The following is a 17,592-nucleotide window of genomic DNA, read 5'->3' as shown; positions in this document are numbered from 1 at the left end:
TGCATCAGAACCACAGGCGACGTCAAATAGAGCACCCGGAAATGGCTATGCGACTGTATCGCAGCGCGCGAGCGCACGCATTGTCGGGCCCGTTGCCAGGCCGTTGCGTATTGCGGGAACGTTTGCGGTTTTTGCGGGGTTGGTCTGGCCTATTCAGGGGGCGGCGCTGGCATGGGCCATTTCGGGTTGGGTATCAGGCGACATGGGCCGCACCGGCCCTGCAGCCCTGATCTTTGTGCTGGGCGGGGTCCTGCGTGCGGGGCTCAACCGTCGCGCGGGGAAATGGCTGTTCGACGCCGCCGACCAGAGGATCACGCGGGAACGTGCGGCGCTGATCGGGCGCGAGGCGCGGGCGCGCACCGATGCCGGTTCGGCCGAGATCGCGGTCTTGATCGTGCAGAAGCTGCCCCTGCTTCAGCCCTGGATAACCCGGTATCACGTCGCGATGGTGCGGGTCGCGATACTGCCCGCCGTCCTGCTGATTTTAGCGTTTTGGTTTTCATGGGTGATTGGGCTGATTGGCACGGATCGTTGACGACGAAATGCCGGGCATCAACGAACTTGTTGCGGAATCCGAGGATCGTATCCGGTCAGGCATGATCGCCTATGATGCGTTGATGACGATCCGCGAACAACGGGGCGAAACGCCGCCTGCCGTGCGCGCAGTGTTTGAGGATCACGGCGGCAATCTAGGCTATGCCTATCTGCTCAATCGCTATCTGGATGACCCGCGTGACGCGACCGAAGCGCAGATCAAACAGGCCGCCGACGACACGGTCCCGAATGTCTGGCCGCTGTTCTGGGCGTTTCGGATCATGGTCGGCCTTGGTTTCAGCTTCATCGTCGAGATGGGCCTGATGTTGAAATTCATCTGCCGCGGGCCGGTCGAGGATATCGAAGAGACCGAAATCTGGACCGCGCGACACGACCATCGGTTGCGCACCACAGACGGCAAAGGCCCCTTTGCCGCCGCGATGCAGCTTTCGCATTCCTGCCGATCGTGGATCGTGCAGCATTTTCGCACACTGAGTGACGACAGTGCGGACAAACCTTCTGTCGATTTGGGCTGCAGGACGGAAGCTGTAAGACATTGTTTACGCGCGGCTCACCGACCACGTTATGCGCGCGCTCAGCCCCCCTAGTGATGAGCGTTGGAGCGACAGAACGCAGCCGTGCGCTTGGGCCATATCGTTTACAATGGTCAAACCCAGACCCGCCCCCGGTTGCTTTGCGTCGAGTCTACCGCCACGTTTCAGAACGGAAGATATCTGAGCGTCCGGAATGCCGGAGCCGTCGTCATCGACGGACAGGAAAGCGTGCGAGCCATCCTGCCCGGCCCGCACGCAGATAAGACTTTCCGACCATTTCATCGCGTTATCAAGCAAGTTGCCCATCAGTTCAGTCAAATCAAACTCATCAAAGGGTGCATACAAGGTCTCAGGCACTTCGATATCCCATTGAATGTGCTCGGCCCCGGGTTGGCGGCTCAGGGCGCGATGCAGACGGGTGGCAATCGGGTGAATAGCACAGCGCCGCCGTCTCTGATGGCTGTCGCGGCTCTGCGCCAGTTCACGCTCGACCGTGTGTTGAATGCTGGTGATTTCCGACATCAATTCGTCGGCAAGCGCATCGTTCCCGCCACGGCGCAACTTGCGTTCGACTCCGTGCATGATCGTCAGCGGGGTTTTCAAACCATGCGCCAGATTTCCGGCGCGTGAGCGGGCCCGTTCAAGTGCCTCTGCATTTGCATCCAGAAGTTGGTTCACTTCTTCAACAAGCGGCAAAACCTCGGACGGATAATCCGATGATAACCGCACCTTGGGCGATTTGCTGACATCGCCAATTTCTGAACGAATTTTTTTCAGTGGGTTCAGCCCAAGTTTGACCTGAACCCAACCCGCCGCGAACAGAAACAGGCCCAATATGGCCAGCCAAATAACAGAGTTGGTCAGAAATCCTGAAACCGACAGATCCAGGTCTTCGCGGTCAATGGCAATCGCCAGAAAGACCTCTCGCTGGGTGGCGCCCTCTCCGATCGTGATCACCCAACTCGCGACGGCGACCGCCCCACCTGCATCTGTGATGACGTTGGCAAACGAGATGACCCCCGGCGCATCCGGGCGATCCAACGCCAAAGGCGCCGCCCAGAACGAAGGCGACAGAACGGGATCTTTGTCATCAACTTGGATTTGCCAGTAATAGCCAGACAAGGCCTGATTGAACCGAGGGTCCGATATGGGCGTGACTTCAACTTCACCGACAGCGCTTACGCCAATGTTGCCGGTCAAAAGTAGGAGGTAAGTCTCCAGCTCATCGCGCGCCCGGTCTTCAAAATACAGCCGGAACAAGAAGTTGAACACGATAACCGTCGCGACCAGCGCCAGTGTGGTCGTGATGGCAGCCGCCAGCAACAGACGCAGGCTTAGCGACATCCTCATTGCGGATCTTCAGCTATCATATAGCCAAACCCGCGTCGCGTTTCGATCACATCCCCACCGATCTTGCGGCGCAAGCGCCCGACCAGGACTTCAATTGCATTGCTGTCGGGCTCCTGATCTCGGAAGTAGATGTTTTCGGCAAGCTCCTCTTGCGCAACCACCTGACCACGATTGTGCATGAGGTAATTGAGAAGCCGGTACTCCAAAGGTGTGACCTTCAACGGGCGCCCGTCGATGGACACGCGCATCTGTCTGAGGTCAATACGCAGCGGTCCGGCTTCCAATGTCGTTGTTTTCTGCCCGCTTGAACGCCGCAGCAACGCGCGAAGGCGTGCGATGAGTTCTTCCATCTGAAAGGGCTTTCCCAGATAGTCGTCCGCGCCTGCATCAATGCCTTCGACCCGTTCGTTCCAGTTTGCCCGAGCGGTCAGCAAAATAACCGGCATATCCTGGCCTTCATCACGCCAGCTACGCAGAACCGAAAGCCCATCCCGTTTGGGCAGACCAATATCAAGGATCGCCGCAGCATAGCTTTCGGTGCTGCCGAGAAACCATCCTTCTTCCCCGTCCCGGGCGATCTCGGGGACAAGGCCTTCGCCTTTCAGAACATCGGCAATCAGTTCCGCAATCTTTTGTTCATCTTCGACGATCAGAATACGCATTCAGCACTTCCGCATGCTTGTGACTCGGCCGGATTTGGCGTCAACGGTCACCGAAATCACGGCGCCAGACGACCCAACAATCAACACGTTGAAGGTCGGTCTGGTCCCGTTCTCGGAAAACCCGACATGTAAAACTTTCCCGGGGTGTTTGGCGCGAACGTTGCTTAGCACTTCGCGCAACGGTCGCGCGTCACCACGCGAAATGGCGCGTTGCGCACGTTGGTAATCCCGGCGCGATATCTGGGCGTCCCCTGAAATCGCAGATCGTTTGCATTTGCCGGGTCCGCTAGGGCCACTCGGCTGCGACCCACCGTTGCCATTTGGACCATTTGGACCGCCTGGTCGGCTTGGATCTGAAGGGGCGCTCGCTCTGCTCACTGGGCTAGGGCGGGAAGCGGGTGACGCCGGACTTGGGGGTGTTGCCCTGCTTGCAGGCGACGGTGCCGATGAACTTGATGCGGCTCTGGCCATGCTCAATCCAGCTAAGCTAGGGGCGATATAGGCGCCGGCCGCGCCCAAGCCCAGACGCTTCAAAGCCTCGCGGCGTGATATGCGATTTTTGCGTTTCATTGCGCCGCAACCTTTGAAGCCACCGGCAGGATCAGACGCGCCTCGGCCAGACCACGCATCAACTGCTCGCAATCAGTGGTGATCTGATCTGCGGGGACATCGGGAAAGGCTGCTGCCAGAAGGGACACGACTTCGTCCAGATCGGTCGGCTCTTCCAGCAACCGCCAGATCGCAGTCGAGACCGGGTTCAATCGAAAAATGGCCAAACCTGTGCCATCTGCAAGAAAACTGTCGTTGCCCGCCTGCGTCTCGGTCACGTTCGTTGCCTGAACATACTGCCGCACCGCCGCGAATTCGGGGGTCGATTGGCCAATCTGGTTCAACGGCGCTTGGCGATCATCCTGTGCAAGTTCTGCAAACTGAGCCGCGGGAAGCGATTTCAAATCGGCATGGTTCGATAGGTATTCTGCTGCAGCCTCACCACTGTGATAGCTCAACCGATAGATCGGAAGGTGCCGCGTGATCACGTCGATCGATTTCAGGATCGCGCCAGCATGTCGTGTGCGGGCAAAGTTCTGAGAGATCAGGCTTTCCAGCGCATCCTCGCGCGCCATGGGGGCGAGGGCTGGTTCGACCGGATCATCCTGCCGATCAAGCACCACCATTGCGCCAAGCGGCAATGTTTCTCCATGTGGCGCTATCTGAGCGTCCAAAAGATACTTGTACTGTCGATTTGACGGGCCACGATCCTGACCCACCCACGCGTGAAAAGCATCGCTGAAGCCTTGCGGAACCGGAAGACGAATACGTGGCGGTGCCCCATTCGCAATACCAAGACAAGTCTGATTGCTTGCATCAATTCGCACGGGCAAGAAGTCGTCCGTGTAAAGCTGCCGACCAAGCCGCGCCAGCGCAATGGCAAGCGTGCTCTTGCCCGCGCGCCGCGCATTGGGGAAGACAACCAACCGTCCATCGAAATTGACAGCCGCGGCGTGTAGGCAAAGCAATTCAGGCTCGGACCGCAGACGTTCCCAAGCCGTTTCCGCCACGAGATCACAGACGGTATTGACTGAGTCCCAAATCCGAACGTCGGATGGCGCGTCTTCGGTCACCAACGACCACCGACCGTCATCCGCTGGTCTGATTGTGACAAATGGTGGGTTTTGGGGCTGTGTCGCGGAAATCTGATGAGGCCACGCGGACAATACCTCCGACACCATCGTCTCTAAAGGCGCCGCGTTTTCAAGCGCGACGGAGTGATTCAAACCTTCAAAATTCAGATATCGCGTATTTGCCACGTTTCAATCCTGAGCTGGTTCCGCTCATCCTACTCAATTTCCAACGTGCCCTAAAGCAGTCCGGTCTGCCAGCAAATGAATTGCAAGCAGACCGGGTGTTTCGAATGAGATATTTCCGACTTAGCTTCGGCTACAAACCGAAACTCCATCATCGCGCGTAACGACTGTGCCGCCGGAGTCTCTGCACTCGCTTTGCGTCATCGACTTGCTGGGACTGCTTGGGCCGCTTGGGGATGTCGGAGACGACGTTGAGCTTGGTGAAGAGGAGCTTGACGAGCTCGAAGGTCGGCTGGTGGCCGAGGCACGGCTTACTTTCGAGGCCGGGCTTGTTTTGGAGGCCGGGCTCGCCGCCGAAGCTGGGCTGGCGGATGAAGACGAACTGGCGGCATGTGCCGCAGAAAGTGTGGTCAATGTGGGTGCCACATAGGCGGCCACAGCCAGGCCACCGATGGCAGTGAATGCCTTGCGGCGGGAAAGTGCTTTGTCATTTTGCTTGGTCATTTGTTCTATCCTTCAGTCTCGGTTCTGGCACATTTGGGTTCGCACCTCGAATCCAGTTTAGCGAATGCACGCCTTCAACTGGATGAACTGGATTGTCAGTGTTTTGTCATGTTCAAAACGAGAAGGGCTGGCATGCATCTGCTGCTCACTTCTGGGTCCAAACCGACGCTTTCGATGCCTCGTAATCGTTTGCTGAAACGAGCGAACCCACTGTATCACTCAATTAGGTCGCGTAGCTGCATCGCACGATATCTGAGGTACCAGATCGATCTGCTCAGGTGTGGCATTTCACAGAAAGCCAATGTCTGTTCGAATATGCTTCACTATCGGTGCCGACTACTATTGCATGTTTGAAGCGAAAGTCGATTATCGCCGACCGCGCCGGATTCTGCGCAAGTCGCCAATAAGCAGGAGGGCTCTCAGCAGCCCTCGGAGGCAATGCTGTATTCTGTGATAAAATGGCGCTTCAACGTCGGGTTGTCGTTGTGGGAGGGCATGGCAGATTAGAGGATCAGTTATTCAAACACCAAACCTACCTGCCATTCGCGCACTTCGCCCCGCTTGGAACGAGGGACGCATCGTCGGCCAGAAGCGACCGCTGAAACCGAAGCATGTATGGGCAATCCGGGTGCGACTTGAATTGGCCGAGAACCATCGCGACCTCGCACTGTTCAACATGGTGATCGACAGCAGGCTCTGAGGCTGTGACCTGGTGAAGATGAAAGCCGTCGATGTGATGGCGTCGGATCAGATCAAGGAACGGGCATCTGTCTTGCAGAGTAAGACACAGAAACCCGTGCGCTTCGAGATCTCCGAAGGCACGCGTGCCTCTGTCGAGAAGTGGATGGAGGATGAGCTCATGATCGGCTCAGAGTACCTTTGGCCGGGTCGGTTCCATGAGCGCCTACACATTTCGACGCGACAGTACGCGCGGATCGTGCGCGACTGGATCACATCTATTGGACTGGAGGCGAGCGCATATGGAACACATTCGATGCGGCGCACCAAGGTCACGCAGATCTACAGGAAGACAGGCAACCTACGGGCGGTTCAGCTATTGCTGGGTCACACAATGATGGACAGCACAGTTCGGTATCTTGGTGTCGAGTTGGAGGACGCCCTAGCGATTGCGGAGGCTATTGCAATCTAACGCTATCGGGCCGTCTTCACCAACGGCCCTTTCCTGCCGTTCAGCGTCCGGTCAAGATGCTGCGGCGCGGCCCGTCGAACCTGCCGTTCGCTGCTTGCGCACAATCTCTGGAGTGGTGAGCTCGCACAGTGCGGGATGAAGCTGTCACTCCATTTTGCCATTGCGAGAGCGCACCGACCGAAGTCGGCATAAGCGAATTAGCCTCAAATCGTAGGCAACCGCTCTGTGTTTTGAGTTCTAATCCAAACGGCCATAGAACGTCATTCTAGCGCTTTCGGACAGTGTCACGCCAGGTTCAGCGTTGTAGGCCAAAACCGCAAGCATTCGTGTCCGGTCGCTCTCGTTGGGAGTGACGCGATGGATTGAGTTTCGTCCACGAAATAAAACCAAAGTTCCCGGCTCCATGGACAGAACCTGCGGCTGAATGGCTCCACGAAACAGCTCATCCACACCGTCATAGTTCATTTCGCCAGCGTCCGCGTCCCTCAACCCCTTAACGTACTCAAACCGGCTGCCAGCATCCGGTTTCTGGATGAGCAAGGTGATTGCAAAGCTCGAATTGTCAAAGTGCCACCCCAGTTCTTGATCGCGGTTGGCGTAGTGGACGTTGATCGATGAAAGCGGATCAGCGTAAGGGTGCAACTCAGTCTGGCCGGTGGTCTCGGCCACGAAATCCCGGAAGGTCGGCTCATCATAGAGGACCCGCAAAGGGGACATCGCGCCGATCACATCGTCGCAAATGCATCCTTTGGACGACAGAACTTTGCGGTTCGCAGGATGATCGTCTGGATACGCCGGATTATCAGGTGTGAGATAGACCGAGTGACTTTGGGCGCAAAAATAGGCCTTATCCTGTGCAGCGGTGCCTTCAGCATGCATCAGGGTCAGAGCGGCGGGACTAATGAAATCCTCAAGCACCAATACCCCCTCGCTATCAAGCTTTGCGCGACACTCAGCGCTGTAGTCAGGTTGGGTGACCGGATGCAGGTTCAGGTTGACGATATCTTCAAAGAGCATGGCACAATTCCAGAGTGAGGCGTTCAGAGAGTGATACTATAAATTATCGTCAAATTGGAAAGAACCTTATCCTGATTGGACTCAGAGGCGACTTCGGATGCCATGCCGAACCTTGGCCAAACTAACTGAAGCCTGTGTTGAGGACGGGCTCAGAGCCGCCGTCGAAGGCAGCGCAGCACCTGCCCAGTCTTGGCTCCGGCCGGTGACAAGGACGGCCCAGAGCCGACATCCAGCGCTACCCTGCGATGCTGCAGTGCGGTCCGACATTGCGGCCATTCGCTGCAACCGCGAAATAGGGCTATAGGCGAACGACTGTATCGCGGGACAAAGTGAGCTTTCGCTGCAAATGCACCAATGGCTGCTCTTGCTCTCAGCTCTTGCGGTAATCGACAAAGCTGTCGCCGTTCAAAATGAGTTTCCTTCCTGGCAGGGAGTCAAAAAACTCAATTAATCTAGCGCGCGCCTCGACGCTGCGATCCTTGAAATGGCGCGATGTCATTCTCGTTTTGTACCCTTTTTGGTCACCGTAATCCTCCATGATCTCCTCGTGGAACGGACCCAGGTCATCGTTAACCCACCAACCTTCCCAGAGATCTTGCGTACCTTTGGCGGCAGCTTCGGTTCGGCTCGTCAACGTTTCGATGTTCAGATCGGTGTAAATATGATACTCGATAGCCATCACAGCCTCCCAATGGTTCCGTCAGAGCGAATGATAATCACATCGCCAAGCCCCTCAATTGGCCAGTTCTCAAACTGTTGTCGAAGAGCGTCTTCATCTACATTGCTATCATAAAGACCAATGACAGTGTTTTCAGTCTGCCCCCTTTCGATTTTGCCTTTGACTTCGGACCAAATGTTTCGGGCGCGGTCATTTGACGGTGCGTAGTGATCGTAAACCTCTCCGTTGATTAAATAATCGGGACGTTTTGGTCCGTCGATCACCGGGTTCTGTATGATGTCAAAGCCATTCTGCCCCAGAATCTGCGCGGATTCATTTTCTCGGCGATGCCCGCGTTGAGTGGCTTCGTCATCGCTTGGATTGATCGGAGTCGGCTCACCTGGTTGGACTGCAACGATATTCGGCCCGGTTTCTTCTGGGATCGGAGTCGAAATGATGCTGTCGGTCGGATCATCAGGGATCGGCGATCCGGTGTGGTTAGGCAGACCTAAATCTTCAATCGGATACGTTTCAAGCCACTGCTCGATCCGTTCCGGTGTGAAGCCCGGCAGTAGCTCCAAGCGGCGCTCATCTTCCGTAAGTTCAGGGAACACCTCAACCCAGCCCTGCGCCAGTTCGCCGTCCACCGGGATGAGCCGACTCGCTTCCATCGTGGCCAGTGCTTCAGCGGCTAGCTGGCGGGCGAGTTCCACCGCTGCTGCCGCCTCCTCGTTTGGCAGCGTGAACAGACCCGGCTGGTACATTTCATACAGGCCAATGGCTTCCGCAATAATCTTTGCTCGGTTACCCCGTTCAGGCACATCAGACAAGAAGCCGTTTTCGGCAAGTTCCCTCGCCACAGCATACGCTTGTGCTGCGAGGATGCCCTCCACTGTACCTAGGTCAGCGCCCATGATGATTGCCGCATCGCGCACTTGCTGTCGGTTTGCTGCCCGGGTGAAAGCTTGAAGTTGGTTACTGGCTTCAAGGGCAGCATAGGCCGCCAACCCTGCGGGTGATCGCGCGAGCAATCCATTGCTCAAGCGTCGTACAGTACCATTGCCGTTCGGAAAGCTATCTGCGGTGGGTGCAAAATCAGCGAGCACGACGTTGCTTTGCACTCCCGGCGCGATGGGTTCCGCATGACACCGACAGTTGTGCGCCTCGCCCGGGTGCCCGCCTTCCGGTGGCGTGTCCCAGCGAAATACACGGTCATCATATGAAGCGTGGCTGTTGCGTACCTTCGCATCATCTTGCGAGCGCCAGATGTATTGCTCAATCCCAAGGTCTTCCTACCGGAGTTGGTTTAACAAACCTGCGAAAGCACGCAGCAGGCGTTCTTCCATGACCGCGCGCACCGGGCGCAACCGTTGCGGATGGGAGTGATACTCAGCAAAGATACTCTCAAGCCGCGCGTCCCAAGCGTTGAGCGCTTCCTCTTTCGCATCCGACACATCACGCAGATCGGCCACGGATACAAGTGGTACGGTGTCCGGCGGTGTCAGCGCGTTCAGCAGCATCGCCGCCATAGGCGCTCGACACGTTCATCGTTCACCTGCCAGCCTGCATCTCTCAGCAGAGCGGCAATCCGACGGTAACCGTATCGCCCATGCTGACGTGTCATCTCGATCATGTCCGCAACCAGACGGTCTTCGTCAGTCCGACCAACCGGCACGCGTCTCTGTGTGGATCGGTGCTGGCCCAAGACGCGGCAAACGCGACGCTCGGAAACCTTCAATTGGCTGCGCACATGATCGATGCAGGCACGGCGACGGGATGGGCTCAGAAGTTTCCCTTTGCGGCCTCGGACAGGATCAACTTGTCCAGCGTCAGGTCCAAAACAGCTCGCCGAAGCCGCTCGTTCTCCTTCTGTAGCCGCTTCAGTTCCTTGAGTTGTTCTGTGCCCATTCCGCCGTACTTCTTCTTCCAGCGGTAGTAAGTTTGCTCAGTCACACCGATTTGTCTGATTGCATCTATCCGAGGCATTCCTTGCCCCATCAGAACTTCAACCTGCCGCAACTTCACGACAATCTCTTCGGGCTTGGGTCTCTTGATGGCCATTTATGGCCCTCCGTTTCCCAACTATAGGGACGGACCACTTCAAAGGGGGAGGCTCACGCTTGATCGTTTGTCTCGGGATCAAGAACACATCGCAGCCCTTCATAAACGTATGAGGTTTCTGGGTGTTGATATCGTCACTAAGGCGGAAGGCGAGATCAACGAGATGCACATCGGCCTTGGCGGCACGATGAATGCCTTGTTTCTAAAGAACCTCGCTCAAAAGACCCATCGCGGACTTGAGGGACGCGTTGTTGCCGGTAAATCTGGAGGCGGACGCAGTTATGGCTAAAGCCTTGATCGACAGCTTCTACCTGATGGAACTTGGAGTACAGGGGATCTCGTTATTAGTGCCGAAGAGGCGCGCGTCGTAAGGCGGATCTTTGAAGACTACGAAACCGGCCTTTCAGCCCGGGCGATTGCTGTCGCCCTAAATGCCGAAGGTGTGCCCGCGCCAAGATCTGGCAAAGGGACTGGAACGTGGTCGTTCTCAACCATTTCGGGCAATTAGAAACGTGGAACCGGCATTCTAAATAACGAACTGTTTATCGGCCAGCGTGTTTGGAATCGACAACGCTATATTAAAGATCCAGTCACTGGAAAACGCCAAGCCCGCCTAAATTCAGAAGATCAATGGGTTCGGAATGAGGTCCCGGACTTGCGCATAATTGATGACGATCTCTGGGCCCGCGTCAAACATCGGCAAGGAGCAATCCGGCATGAAATAGTCGCAGCGCCCGAAGGTCGCGGCGGTAAAACCCTTGGGGCGGCTCGGCGCGTCAAACATCTTTTCTCAGGCTTGCTTAAGTGTGGATGTTGTGGCGGGTCATACACGTTGATGAACAAGTCCAAATACGGCTGCGCCTCTGCTCGCAATAAGGGCACCTGCGACAATCGTCTGCTCATCAAACGCAAAGAGGTGGAAGATCGCGTTTTGAAGGGCCTGAAACAGAAACTGATGCATCCAGCGCTGATGGCAGAGTTTGTGTCAGAATATCATCGCGAATGGAACAGGCTTCAAGTTGAGAACACGTCCAGCCACACCAGATTGGAAGCCGAACTTCGTACTGTTTTATCCAAAATCGCCAAGATTGTGGACGCAATCAGCGAAGGGATGTTCCATGCGTCGATGAAGACAAAACTGGGTAATTGTATACTTGACAAACCCAAGGCGAATTCCTACATATAACTCATAGAGTTAAGGAAACCCACAATGTCTGTTCTTACCAAACCATACATGTACGACGAGGCCGAAGCCTTTAAGCACGTTGAAAGCATCATCTGGCCCGATGGTCCGGTATGCCAGCATTGCGGCGCTGTGGATTGCGCCTATCCTCTCGTGGGCGTCCGTTCTAAGCCCAGCAAGAAGAACCCGGAAGGCGTTGAGCGCCACGGCCTGTGGAAGTGCCGTGAGTGCCGTAAGCAGTTCACTGTGCGCAAAGGCACGATATTTGAAGAAAGCCACCTGCCGCTGCACCTGTGGCTGCAAGCCATTCACCTGATGGTGTCCAGCAAGAAGGGCATCAGCAGCCACCAACTGCACCGCGTTCTGGGCATCACCTATAAATCCGCTTGGTTCCTGACGCACCGCATCCGCGAGTGCATGCGCGACGGTGCGCTGGCTGGCTTCGGCAACGATGGTGGCATTGTGGAGGTCGATGAAACTTTCATCGGCAAAGAACCGGGCGTGACTAAGCACCCAAAGGCCCGTGGCGGTTCTCACAAGATGAAAATGCTGACGCTGGTGGATCGCGCCACGAAACGCGCCAAGTCTATCGTTGTGGACGACCTCAAAAAGTCCACTCTGATCCCTATCCTGCAAGAGAACATCGCCAAAGAAGCGTATGTTATGACCGACGAAGCCCGTCAGTATCAAAACATCGGCGCTGGCCGCGTGTTTGAAGCCCATGGTTGGACCAATCACAGCGCTGGTGAGTATGTGAACCTGGAGGATCGCAAAATGCACACCAACACGGTCGAAGGCTTCTACAGCATCTTCAAGCGCGGCATGAAGGGTGTCTATCAGCACTGCGGTAAACAGCACCTTCACCGCTATGCTGCGGAATTTGATTTCCGTTACAATAATCGGGTCGCAAATGGAGTAGATGATTCACAACGAGGCATTAACTTGTTAGTGTCAGTTAAGGGCAAGCGGTTGACATACCGTGGCTCATCGGTGGTCGCATAAAGCGGCCAAAGAAGGACAAGTATGGCTAAGACGTTTTCAGTGACGGTCTATCCGGACCCCTTGGCAGGGGAGTTCTTAACTGTGTCTGACGCTCTGAACCAAGTGCTGGACATGATCGAAGCCTTAGAGCGCTCCGAGGCGGTTAACCCAAATGAACGACAGATTGTGTGGCGTCTAACCGAGGCCCACACAAACAGCCCCCCATTTACTCTGATGGCAGAGCCGTTCCCATCTAAGCCAGAGTTGTCGGTTGTTTTGGAAGCTAACCGCGTATCCGGCCTTCTGGAGAAAGATGTTAAAGACCTGCTGGAAGGCCGTGTCGGCGGTGTTGTCATTGATGCAATGCCAGCACTTAAGCGGGTGATCGAAAGAAATACTAGCACCATAACAAGAACGGAAATTGCGTTTTCGGGGAGTGATCCGTTTAGTATTCGCCCGCAGAATGCGAAGAAAGCGAAAGCTGCGATTGAACGCGCTGAAATAGCAGAGCGTGAGAGCAAGCCGGATTGGCAACGCACCGAATACGGAACAGTTGAAGGCGAAATCTCTGGTCTAACGAGATGGAATGGTAAGCCTGCTCTTGATGTTATCGATCGCTTATCTGAGAAGAAGTTCACATGCGTATTGTCTGAGGAATTATCTGAAAAGATAGGTCCGGCACACAACTGGAGTGAGGTCTGGGAGGGACACAGAGTAAACCTGACTGGAGCGCTTCATTACAACTCGGATGGCGACCTAAAGCGTGCCGACATCGACGACTTTGAGGACGTGCCGTGGACTGATATTACGATAAATGATCTCAAGAAATTTGACGTATTGGGCGATAAATCAATGGACGAACACCTTGATCTGTTGAGAGGTGATGCCGTTGGCTAAACCTAGAAAGTTCTATTGGGACACCTGCGCATTTATCGGCCTGCTGAATGGTGAGGCTGACAAGCAGCGCGAGTTGGAAATCGTCTACGGCTGGGCGAGAGACGGCAAAGCCGAAATTTGGACGTCCACGTTGTCGATGATTGAGTGTCGCCGGATTGGCAAGGAATCCTCCAAGCAGAAACCAATGTCGGAAGACAATGGCAAAAAGATATCGGATATCTTTAGACAGCAATTTATAAAGCCAATTCCGATGGCTGTAGATATCGCGGAAATGGGGCGTCAGCTTTGGCGGGACACAACCGGCTTAAGTAAATATCAAGACGCCGTACATCTGGCGTCCGCTCTCAGGTGGAGCATTGAAACCATGCATACATATGATCATGATGATTTGCTTCATTTGTCCGATAAATTCGACTGCCGGAACGGTAACAAGTTGAAAATTTGTTACCCCGACAGTTCCACCGATGGAGAGTTGTTTGAGCACGCAAGACAAAAGCCAACTTGACCGCTTCAAAGAAGCCGCCCGCGAACTAGAGACGGACGACGACGAAGAACGGTTTAATGAGAATCTGCGCAAGCTGGCGAAGCAGAAGCCGGACGACAAGAAGGCCGACTGATGGATCATTGGCATGTGACCCTTGAGGGTTTTCCAGCGGATAGCGGCGATGTCTTCACTAAGAATGGTGAGGTTATCGGAACCTACACCTGTGACGAAAACGACTACTGCGAATTTACACCGAATGGCGCTAGCAAACCTGTTGTTTCAGGTATTCATGTGGGGCCGTTTTGTGCGGTCATTGCCAAATGGCATGAAACACAACCCGCCTAGTCTATGGGTTTGTCAAGTATACAATCGCCCAAAACTGGATGAACTTGAAGATCGCAAGAAAGAACTTTCCGTCAAGCTCAGTGCAATCCCCGATAAAGAGCCGATTCTTTTGCATCCGTCATTGGCACAGGTTTATGCAGAGAAGATTCATGATCTTGCCGACAGCTTGTACGAGGAGAACACGAGGCCGCAAGCTATTGAACTATTGCGGTCCTTGGTGTCGGAAGTCCGGCTGCATCCAAATGAAAACGCGCCGGACTGTCATGACATTGAATTGTATGGCGAGTTGGCCGCGATCTTGGCGTTCTCGGCACCTAAAAACGACGAACCCCGCCGTTTTACGGGCGGGGTGTCGGTTTCAATGGTTGCGGGAGTAGGATTTGAACCTACGACCTTCAGGTTATGAGCCTGACGAGCTACCGGGCTGCTCCATCCCGCGCCAATGCGGTGTATATAGGCTCACAGTCTGCGAACCACAAGCGCATTCGGCAAAAAACTAGAACAAAAGCCAGTTCCCTTTTGCGACTGCGTGACATTGTCTGTTCGTTCGATTAACTGTCTGAGAACACGGAAGGTTATTGCAATGGACGGCACGCTGGCAGTCTTGTTTTTGCTCACAGGGTTGATCGACATGTGGGTCAATCACTGCGATACGGGCTGCGTGAAACCGGCAGCCACCGTGGCCCGCCACGTCGCCTCAGCAGGCAAACTGATATTCGAGGCCGATTCCATCGGGGCCGAGGCTTACTATCGCCACGACCTACCGCTCAGCTTCGGCCCTTTTCAACCCACCATCGGCGCCTCGGTGGACAGTCTGGGCGATGTGTGGATCGGTGTGGGCGCGGTGAATGCGTTTCATTTGTGGGGCAGCAGGTCGTTTGCGCAGTTTTCCTTTATGCCCGGCATCTGGTTGCGCGATCATGGGCCAGTACTGGGCCATCCGGTCGAGTTTCGTTCGGGCATAGATGCCGGATATGAGCGCGCAGACGGGGTGCGTTACAGCGTCTCGCTTGATCATCGGTCGAATGGTGACATCGTGCCGGTCAATCCGGGACTGGAATCCCTCCAGCTTCGCATCTCGGTTCCGACCAGGTAAATGCAGGCCAATCGCCCGCCCGAAAAACCGCCGAATTTGCCGAGACGTCACCAAAAGCGCATACTTAGCGGGTGAAGACAGGTTCCGTGCTCATCTCCTGCAGCCTTATCGCGCTGGCAACCAGCCAACCAGCGCAAGCTGTCAGCTATGACACCCTTTTGAACACGCCCGCGCTGGATCCCTGCAATCAATTCACCGACGATGCTGAAATGGTGGTGCTCTACCTCGATATGAGCCTTGAAGGCCGCGAGGTGGAGATCAGCCTGCCGCAGGTCTATCTGGAAGACCGGCTTGATCAGCAAAGCGGAATGCGGCACGGGTCGTTGTTGTTTCGGATGATGATTGGAAACGCTTTGCCGGTCAGTCGTGAACAGACGCGTAGATTAACAGCCACACATCACCCAGACACCGATGGCATCGCGCCTGTCACGCTTCTTATTGGCGATTTTGCCGATCTGGACGAGGTTGCGGCCAACCTGACTGGCATCGTTGCCGTGCAGGGCGAGAACGCGATCGCCTCAGTGCCATACAATTTCGGCCTGACCCGGCTTTCCAAAGTTGACAGAGGCACCTCTGGAAGGGTCTTCACCGCAATGGATGCAAATGGTTCCCTTACCGCCGTGCTGGAATGCGGAGCGGCACAAGGACAGTTCAACCAGACGTGCACCCATTACATGCGTGCCCAATCAATTGACGTTGTCATGGACTACCCCGCGCGCCTGCTGTCGAGATGGTCGGGCATTCAGGTCCAGATCGAACGGTTCCTGCGTTGCGCGACCGGCGGGTCCTGACTTGAGCAGAGTTAGGTTACGTTAGCCTAGCGCCGGCAACACCTTGCGTTCCGGCGCGCGCAACCTTTTGTGCAAGATCCAGAGAAATTACGGCGTCTAATGCCAACCGGAAACGAACGTCTCGCGCTGCCCGCCGCTCCAACATGCCAACATCCCATTCCAGAACGTCACTTTCATGCGAAAGGTACGTCGACGCAGACGCGTAATTGCCAGTAAGAAAGGAAACCTCTCCAACGAAACTGGCGCCTGGCATCGTGAAAGAGTTGCCGAACTTCTTTACCGTCACTGTTCCAGCAACGACGTAGCAAAGTTTTTGAACTTCAACGCCGTCCTGCGTTAATTGGTAACCCGCCGGGCGGGATCGTCGCTGGGCCACCAGCATCAGCTTTCTAAAGTCTCCTGGTGGCAACATGTCGAAATGAACGTAAAGATCACTGAACCTTCGCGGGATCGACAATTGTGATTTACGAAGTAACAGCCCAGAAAGGCCGATTATGTTAGCAAATCCGGTTGCCGAGCTCGCCCAGATGGCCGGCCACAGAGGCGTTGGTGCGACGACGAAATAATACCAGATATACAGTGCTGTGCCGATCAGCAGCATGACGCGCAGGATCACCTGATTGATAATCAGGTATCCCAAGACGAACATGCCAGCAGCGGCCAGCACGAGGATATCTGAAAGCAGCAGTTTCTCCATTGGCCCCTCCTCAGCAAGCTAGGCTAGCACGGGGTGGGGCGAATGCGGAAGGGAGATGCCGTTTCGTTGGATGATCTCTCGAACGGAGTGCCGAGCTATCTTGTTCCGATTCTGTGTCGAGGCGGCGTTGGTTGGTTTGGTTTGGTTGGCAGACATCAGCCTCGACTAATAGCTTACAACCTTTAGAGTTCTCATTGCCAATTCACGGATCAACTCGTTCATGCACTTTCCTTACATAACTCTAACTGCATCTCTGGTCATGTTGCCTCTGCTTGCTACCCCATTGCTCGCTAAAGATTGTGGGAGCTTACTCAAAGAAGCGCCGCTCAAGGGATTGATCGAAGCACGCGAAAGCTTTGATGCGCGCGACATAAATGAAAGCAGATTTAGGAAGACTCTTTTGACTCTTGTCGGCACCGATTGCGATGGAAGCAGTTTGGAACCCTATTTCAAAGAGAGTGGATGGCTGTTTTTGGGAGAGGTATTTGCTCCCGCAAATATACGGCTGATCAAACCATCAGCTTTTGTGAGCCATCCAAAGGCTTTCTGCGCCGTTTCGTATTCAGAAAAAAATGCGGTGTGTTCGTGAACTTCTTTTTTCTTGAAGGCCAGATTGTTTATGTCTCCACGCATTTCGAACTGTAGGTGCAAAAGCAACGCTTACCCCCTGCCACCTCTCGAACAGCAAAACGCCGCCAGCTTATTCAGCTGACGGCGTTTTGTGTTTGTTTGTATTGTTATCGTATTGAGAGAATTAGCTCTTTTCTAGGTTTGGCGGTGACCTACTCTCCCACGTCTTAAGACGCAGTACCATTGGCGCGAC

General features: G+C 55.0%; 22 protein-coding genes, 1 tRNA gene and 2 pseudogenes. 14 read left to right on the top strand and 11 right to left on the bottom strand.

Annotated features, from left to right (window positions below; all coding sequences use genetic code 11):
* Positions 1 to 103: 103 nt before the first annotated feature.
* Complete coding sequence (locus tag MUY35_RS17195) at positions 104 to 535, top strand: hypothetical protein (protein WP_348984510.1); 432 nt, start codon at positions 104 to 106, stop codon at positions 533 to 535.
* Positions 519 to 1,142: a cytochrome ubiquinol oxidase subunit I gene (locus MUY35_RS11425; RefSeq protein ID WP_348984509.1), complete on the top strand. Its 624-nt coding sequence runs from the start codon at positions 519 to 521 to the stop codon at positions 1,140 to 1,142. The genes MUY35_RS17195 and MUY35_RS11425 overlap by 17 nt, the downstream gene beginning before the upstream one ends.
* Here MUY35_RS11425 and MUY35_RS11420 read toward each other — a convergent pair.
* The 3 genes from MUY35_RS11420 to MUY35_RS17190 all read right to left on the bottom strand — a co-directional run bounded on the left by MUY35_RS11420 (position 1,095) and on the right by MUY35_RS17190 (position 4,722).
* A complete protein-coding gene (locus MUY35_RS11420; protein WP_248368288.1) occupies positions 1,095 to 2,438 on the bottom strand; it encodes a HAMP domain-containing sensor histidine kinase in 1,344 nt (447 codons plus the stop codon). The genes MUY35_RS11425 and MUY35_RS11420 overlap by 48 nt on opposite strands.
* Complete coding sequence (locus MUY35_RS11415; protein ID WP_248368286.1) at positions 2,435 to 3,100, bottom strand: response regulator transcription factor; 666 nt, start codon at positions 3,098 to 3,100, stop codon at positions 2,435 to 2,437. Before MUY35_RS11415 ends, MUY35_RS11420 begins: the two co-directional genes overlap by 4 nt.
* 566 nt (positions 3,101 to 3,666) lie before the next feature.
* Positions 3,667 to 4,722: a PqqD family protein gene (locus tag MUY35_RS17190; protein WP_248368284.1), complete on the bottom strand. Its 1,056-nt coding sequence runs from the start codon at positions 4,720 to 4,722 to the stop codon at positions 3,667 to 3,669.
* A gap of 352 nt (positions 4,723 to 5,074) precedes the next feature.
* Here MUY35_RS17190 and MUY35_RS11405 point away from each other — a divergent pair, with 352 nt between their 5' ends.
* Both MUY35_RS11405 and MUY35_RS11400 read left to right on the top strand, forming a co-directional pair.
* Entirely contained in the window at positions 5,075 to 5,335 is a 261-nt protein-coding gene (locus tag MUY35_RS11405; RefSeq protein WP_248368281.1) for a hypothetical protein, read from the top strand.
* A gap of 591 nt (positions 5,336 to 5,926) precedes the next feature.
* Positions 5,927 to 6,559, top strand: a pseudogene (locus MUY35_RS11400) (tyrosine-type recombinase/integrase).
* 237 nt (positions 6,560 to 6,796) lie between these two features.
* Here the strand turns inward: MUY35_RS11400 and MUY35_RS11395 are convergent.
* From MUY35_RS11395 to MUY35_RS11375, 5 genes and pseudogenes are all read right to left on the bottom strand, one after another.
* On the bottom strand, positions 6,797 to 7,576 hold the full coding sequence (locus MUY35_RS11395; protein WP_248368278.1) for a 2OG-Fe(II) oxygenase: 780 nt from the start codon (positions 7,574 to 7,576) through the stop codon (positions 6,797 to 6,799).
* 370 nt (positions 7,577 to 7,946) lie between these two features.
* Complete coding sequence (locus MUY35_RS11390) at positions 7,947 to 8,255, bottom strand: hypothetical protein (RefSeq protein WP_248368275.1); 309 nt, start codon at positions 8,253 to 8,255, stop codon at positions 7,947 to 7,949.
* On the bottom strand, positions 8,255 to 9,355 hold the full coding sequence (locus tag MUY35_RS17185) for a hypothetical protein (protein WP_248368273.1): 1,101 nt from the start codon (positions 9,353 to 9,355) through the stop codon (positions 8,255 to 8,257). Before MUY35_RS17185 ends, MUY35_RS11390 begins: the two co-directional genes overlap by 1 nt.
* A 171-nt stretch (positions 9,356 to 9,526) precedes the next feature.
* Positions 9,527 to 9,763 carry a hypothetical protein gene (locus tag MUY35_RS11380; protein WP_248368271.1) on the bottom strand — a complete coding sequence of 79 codons (237 nt, stop codon included), beginning with the start codon at positions 9,761 to 9,763 and terminating at the stop codon, positions 9,527 to 9,529.
* Positions 9,754 to 10,295 (bottom strand): annotated as a pseudogene (locus MUY35_RS11375) (transposase); the annotation flags it as partial. The gene MUY35_RS11380 and the pseudogene MUY35_RS11375, both read right to left, overlap by 10 nt.
* Between MUY35_RS11375 and MUY35_RS11370 the strand changes: the two are divergent.
* Complete coding sequence (locus MUY35_RS11370) at positions 10,288 to 10,584, top strand: recombinase family protein (protein ID WP_248368263.1); 297 nt, start codon at positions 10,288 to 10,290, stop codon at positions 10,582 to 10,584. The pseudogene MUY35_RS11375 and the gene MUY35_RS11370 overlap by 8 nt on opposite strands.
* 330 nt (positions 10,585 to 10,914) lie before the next feature.
* Here the strand turns inward: MUY35_RS11370 and MUY35_RS11365 are convergent, their stop codons facing one another.
* Positions 10,915 to 11,079, bottom strand: coding sequence for a hypothetical protein (locus MUY35_RS11365; RefSeq protein WP_248368260.1), 165 nt, complete (start codon positions 11,077 to 11,079; stop codon positions 10,915 to 10,917).
* Between the two features lie 12 nt (positions 11,080 to 11,091).
* Here MUY35_RS11365 and MUY35_RS11360 point away from each other — a divergent pair, with 12 nt between their 5' ends.
* From MUY35_RS11360 to MUY35_RS11335, 6 genes are read left to right on the top strand one after another with little or no spacing between them, the layout of a single operon-like run.
* Entirely contained in the window at positions 11,092 to 11,481 is a 390-nt protein-coding gene (locus MUY35_RS11360; RefSeq protein WP_282569274.1) for a zinc ribbon domain-containing protein, read from the top strand.
* A 24-nt stretch (positions 11,482 to 11,505) separates the two neighbouring features.
* A complete protein-coding gene (locus tag MUY35_RS11355; protein ID WP_248368256.1) occupies positions 11,506 to 12,480 on the top strand; it encodes an IS1595 family transposase in 975 nt (324 codons plus the stop codon).
* Positions 12,481 to 12,501: 21 nt separating this feature from the next.
* Positions 12,502 to 13,356 carry a hypothetical protein gene (locus MUY35_RS11350; protein WP_248368254.1) on the top strand — a complete coding sequence of 285 codons (855 nt, stop codon included), beginning with the start codon at positions 12,502 to 12,504 and terminating at the stop codon, positions 13,354 to 13,356.
* Positions 13,349 to 13,861, top strand: a complete 513-nt coding sequence (locus MUY35_RS11345; RefSeq protein WP_248368252.1) for a PIN domain-containing protein — start codon at positions 13,349 to 13,351, stop codon at positions 13,859 to 13,861. Before MUY35_RS11350 ends, MUY35_RS11345 begins: the two co-directional genes overlap by 8 nt.
* Complete coding sequence (locus MUY35_RS11340) at positions 13,833 to 13,973, top strand: hypothetical protein (RefSeq protein ID WP_248368241.1); 141 nt, start codon at positions 13,833 to 13,835, stop codon at positions 13,971 to 13,973. The genes MUY35_RS11345 and MUY35_RS11340 overlap by 29 nt, the downstream gene beginning before the upstream one ends.
* Positions 13,973 to 14,185 (top strand): hypothetical protein, encoded by a 213-nt coding sequence (locus MUY35_RS11335; RefSeq protein ID WP_248368238.1) that lies wholly within the window; start codon positions 13,973 to 13,975, stop codon positions 14,183 to 14,185. The genes MUY35_RS11340 and MUY35_RS11335 overlap by 1 nt, the downstream gene beginning before the upstream one ends.
* A gap of 362 nt (positions 14,186 to 14,547) precedes the next feature.
* Here the strand turns inward: MUY35_RS11335 and MUY35_RS11330 are convergent.
* A tRNA-Met gene (locus tag MUY35_RS11330) sits at positions 14,548 to 14,624 on the bottom strand.
* Between the two features lie 144 nt (positions 14,625 to 14,768).
* Here MUY35_RS11330 and MUY35_RS11325 point away from each other — a divergent pair.
* Both MUY35_RS11325 and MUY35_RS11320 read left to right on the top strand, forming a co-directional pair.
* Entirely contained in the window at positions 14,769 to 15,281 is a 513-nt protein-coding gene (locus MUY35_RS11325) for an acyloxyacyl hydrolase (RefSeq protein ID WP_248368235.1), read from the top strand.
* Positions 15,282 to 15,367: 86 nt separating this feature from the next.
* Complete coding sequence (locus tag MUY35_RS11320; protein ID WP_248368232.1) at positions 15,368 to 16,072, top strand: hypothetical protein; 705 nt, start codon at positions 15,368 to 15,370, stop codon at positions 16,070 to 16,072.
* Positions 16,073 to 16,088: 16 nt separating this feature from the next.
* Here the strand turns inward: MUY35_RS11320 and MUY35_RS11315 are convergent, their stop codons facing one another.
* Positions 16,089 to 16,769: a cyclic nucleotide-binding domain-containing protein gene (locus MUY35_RS11315; RefSeq protein ID WP_248368229.1), complete on the bottom strand. Its 681-nt coding sequence runs from the start codon at positions 16,767 to 16,769 to the stop codon at positions 16,089 to 16,091.
* A gap of 259 nt (positions 16,770 to 17,028) precedes the next feature.
* On the opposite strand from MUY35_RS11315, the gene MUY35_RS11310 reads away from it, so the two are divergent.
* Positions 17,029 to 17,358 carry a hypothetical protein gene (locus MUY35_RS11310; protein WP_248368226.1) on the top strand — a complete coding sequence of 110 codons (330 nt, stop codon included), beginning with the start codon at positions 17,029 to 17,031 and terminating at the stop codon, positions 17,356 to 17,358.
* Positions 17,359 to 17,592 lie beyond the last annotated feature (234 nt).

It is taken from the genome of Aliiroseovarius sp. S1339 (genome assembly GCF_023195695.1).
Taxonomy (GTDB): Bacteria; Pseudomonadota; Alphaproteobacteria; order Rhodobacterales; family Rhodobacteraceae; genus Aliiroseovarius.
The sequence above is the reverse complement of the archived record's forward strand: the minus strand, read 5'-3'. Positions and strand labels throughout refer to the sequence as shown.

Coding starts and splice junctions, on each gene's coding strand:
- MUY35_RS11420 (WP_248368288.1), bottom strand. CDS start 2,438: ATGAGGATGTCGCTAAGCCTGCGTCTGTTGCTGGCGGCTGCCATCACG.
- MUY35_RS11415 (WP_248368286.1), bottom strand. CDS start 3,100: ATGCGTATTCTGATCGTCGAAGATGAACAAAAGATTGCGGAACTGATT.
- MUY35_RS11395 (WP_248368278.1), bottom strand. CDS start 7,576: ATGCTCTTTGAAGATATCGTCAACCTGAACCTGCATCCGGTCACCCAA.
- MUY35_RS11390 (WP_248368275.1), bottom strand. CDS start 8,255: ATGGCTATCGAGTATCATATTTACACCGATCTGAACATCGAAACGTTG.
- MUY35_RS11380 (WP_248368271.1), bottom strand. CDS start 9,763: ATGGCGGCGATGCTGCTGAACGCGCTGACACCGCCGGACACCGTACCA.
- MUY35_RS11370 (WP_248368263.1), top strand. CDS start 10,288: ATGGCCATTTATGGCCCTCCGTTTCCCAACTATAGGGACGGACCACTT.
- MUY35_RS11365 (WP_248368260.1), bottom strand. CDS start 11,079: ATGTTTGACGCGCCGAGCCGCCCCAAGGGTTTTACCGCCGCGACCTTC.
- MUY35_RS11355 (WP_248368256.1), top strand. CDS start 11,506: ATGTCTGTTCTTACCAAACCATACATGTACGACGAGGCCGAAGCCTTT.
- MUY35_RS11350 (WP_248368254.1), top strand. CDS start 12,502: ATGGCTAAGACGTTTTCAGTGACGGTCTATCCGGACCCCTTGGCAGGG.
- MUY35_RS11335 (WP_248368238.1), top strand. CDS start 13,973: ATGGATCATTGGCATGTGACCCTTGAGGGTTTTCCAGCGGATAGCGGC.
- MUY35_RS11325 (WP_248368235.1), top strand. CDS start 14,769: ATGGACGGCACGCTGGCAGTCTTGTTTTTGCTCACAGGGTTGATCGAC.
- MUY35_RS11315 (WP_248368229.1), bottom strand. CDS start 16,769: ATGGAGAAACTGCTGCTTTCAGATATCCTCGTGCTGGCCGCTGCTGGC.
- MUY35_RS11310 (WP_248368226.1), top strand. CDS start 17,029: ATGTTGCCTCTGCTTGCTACCCCATTGCTCGCTAAAGATTGTGGGAGC.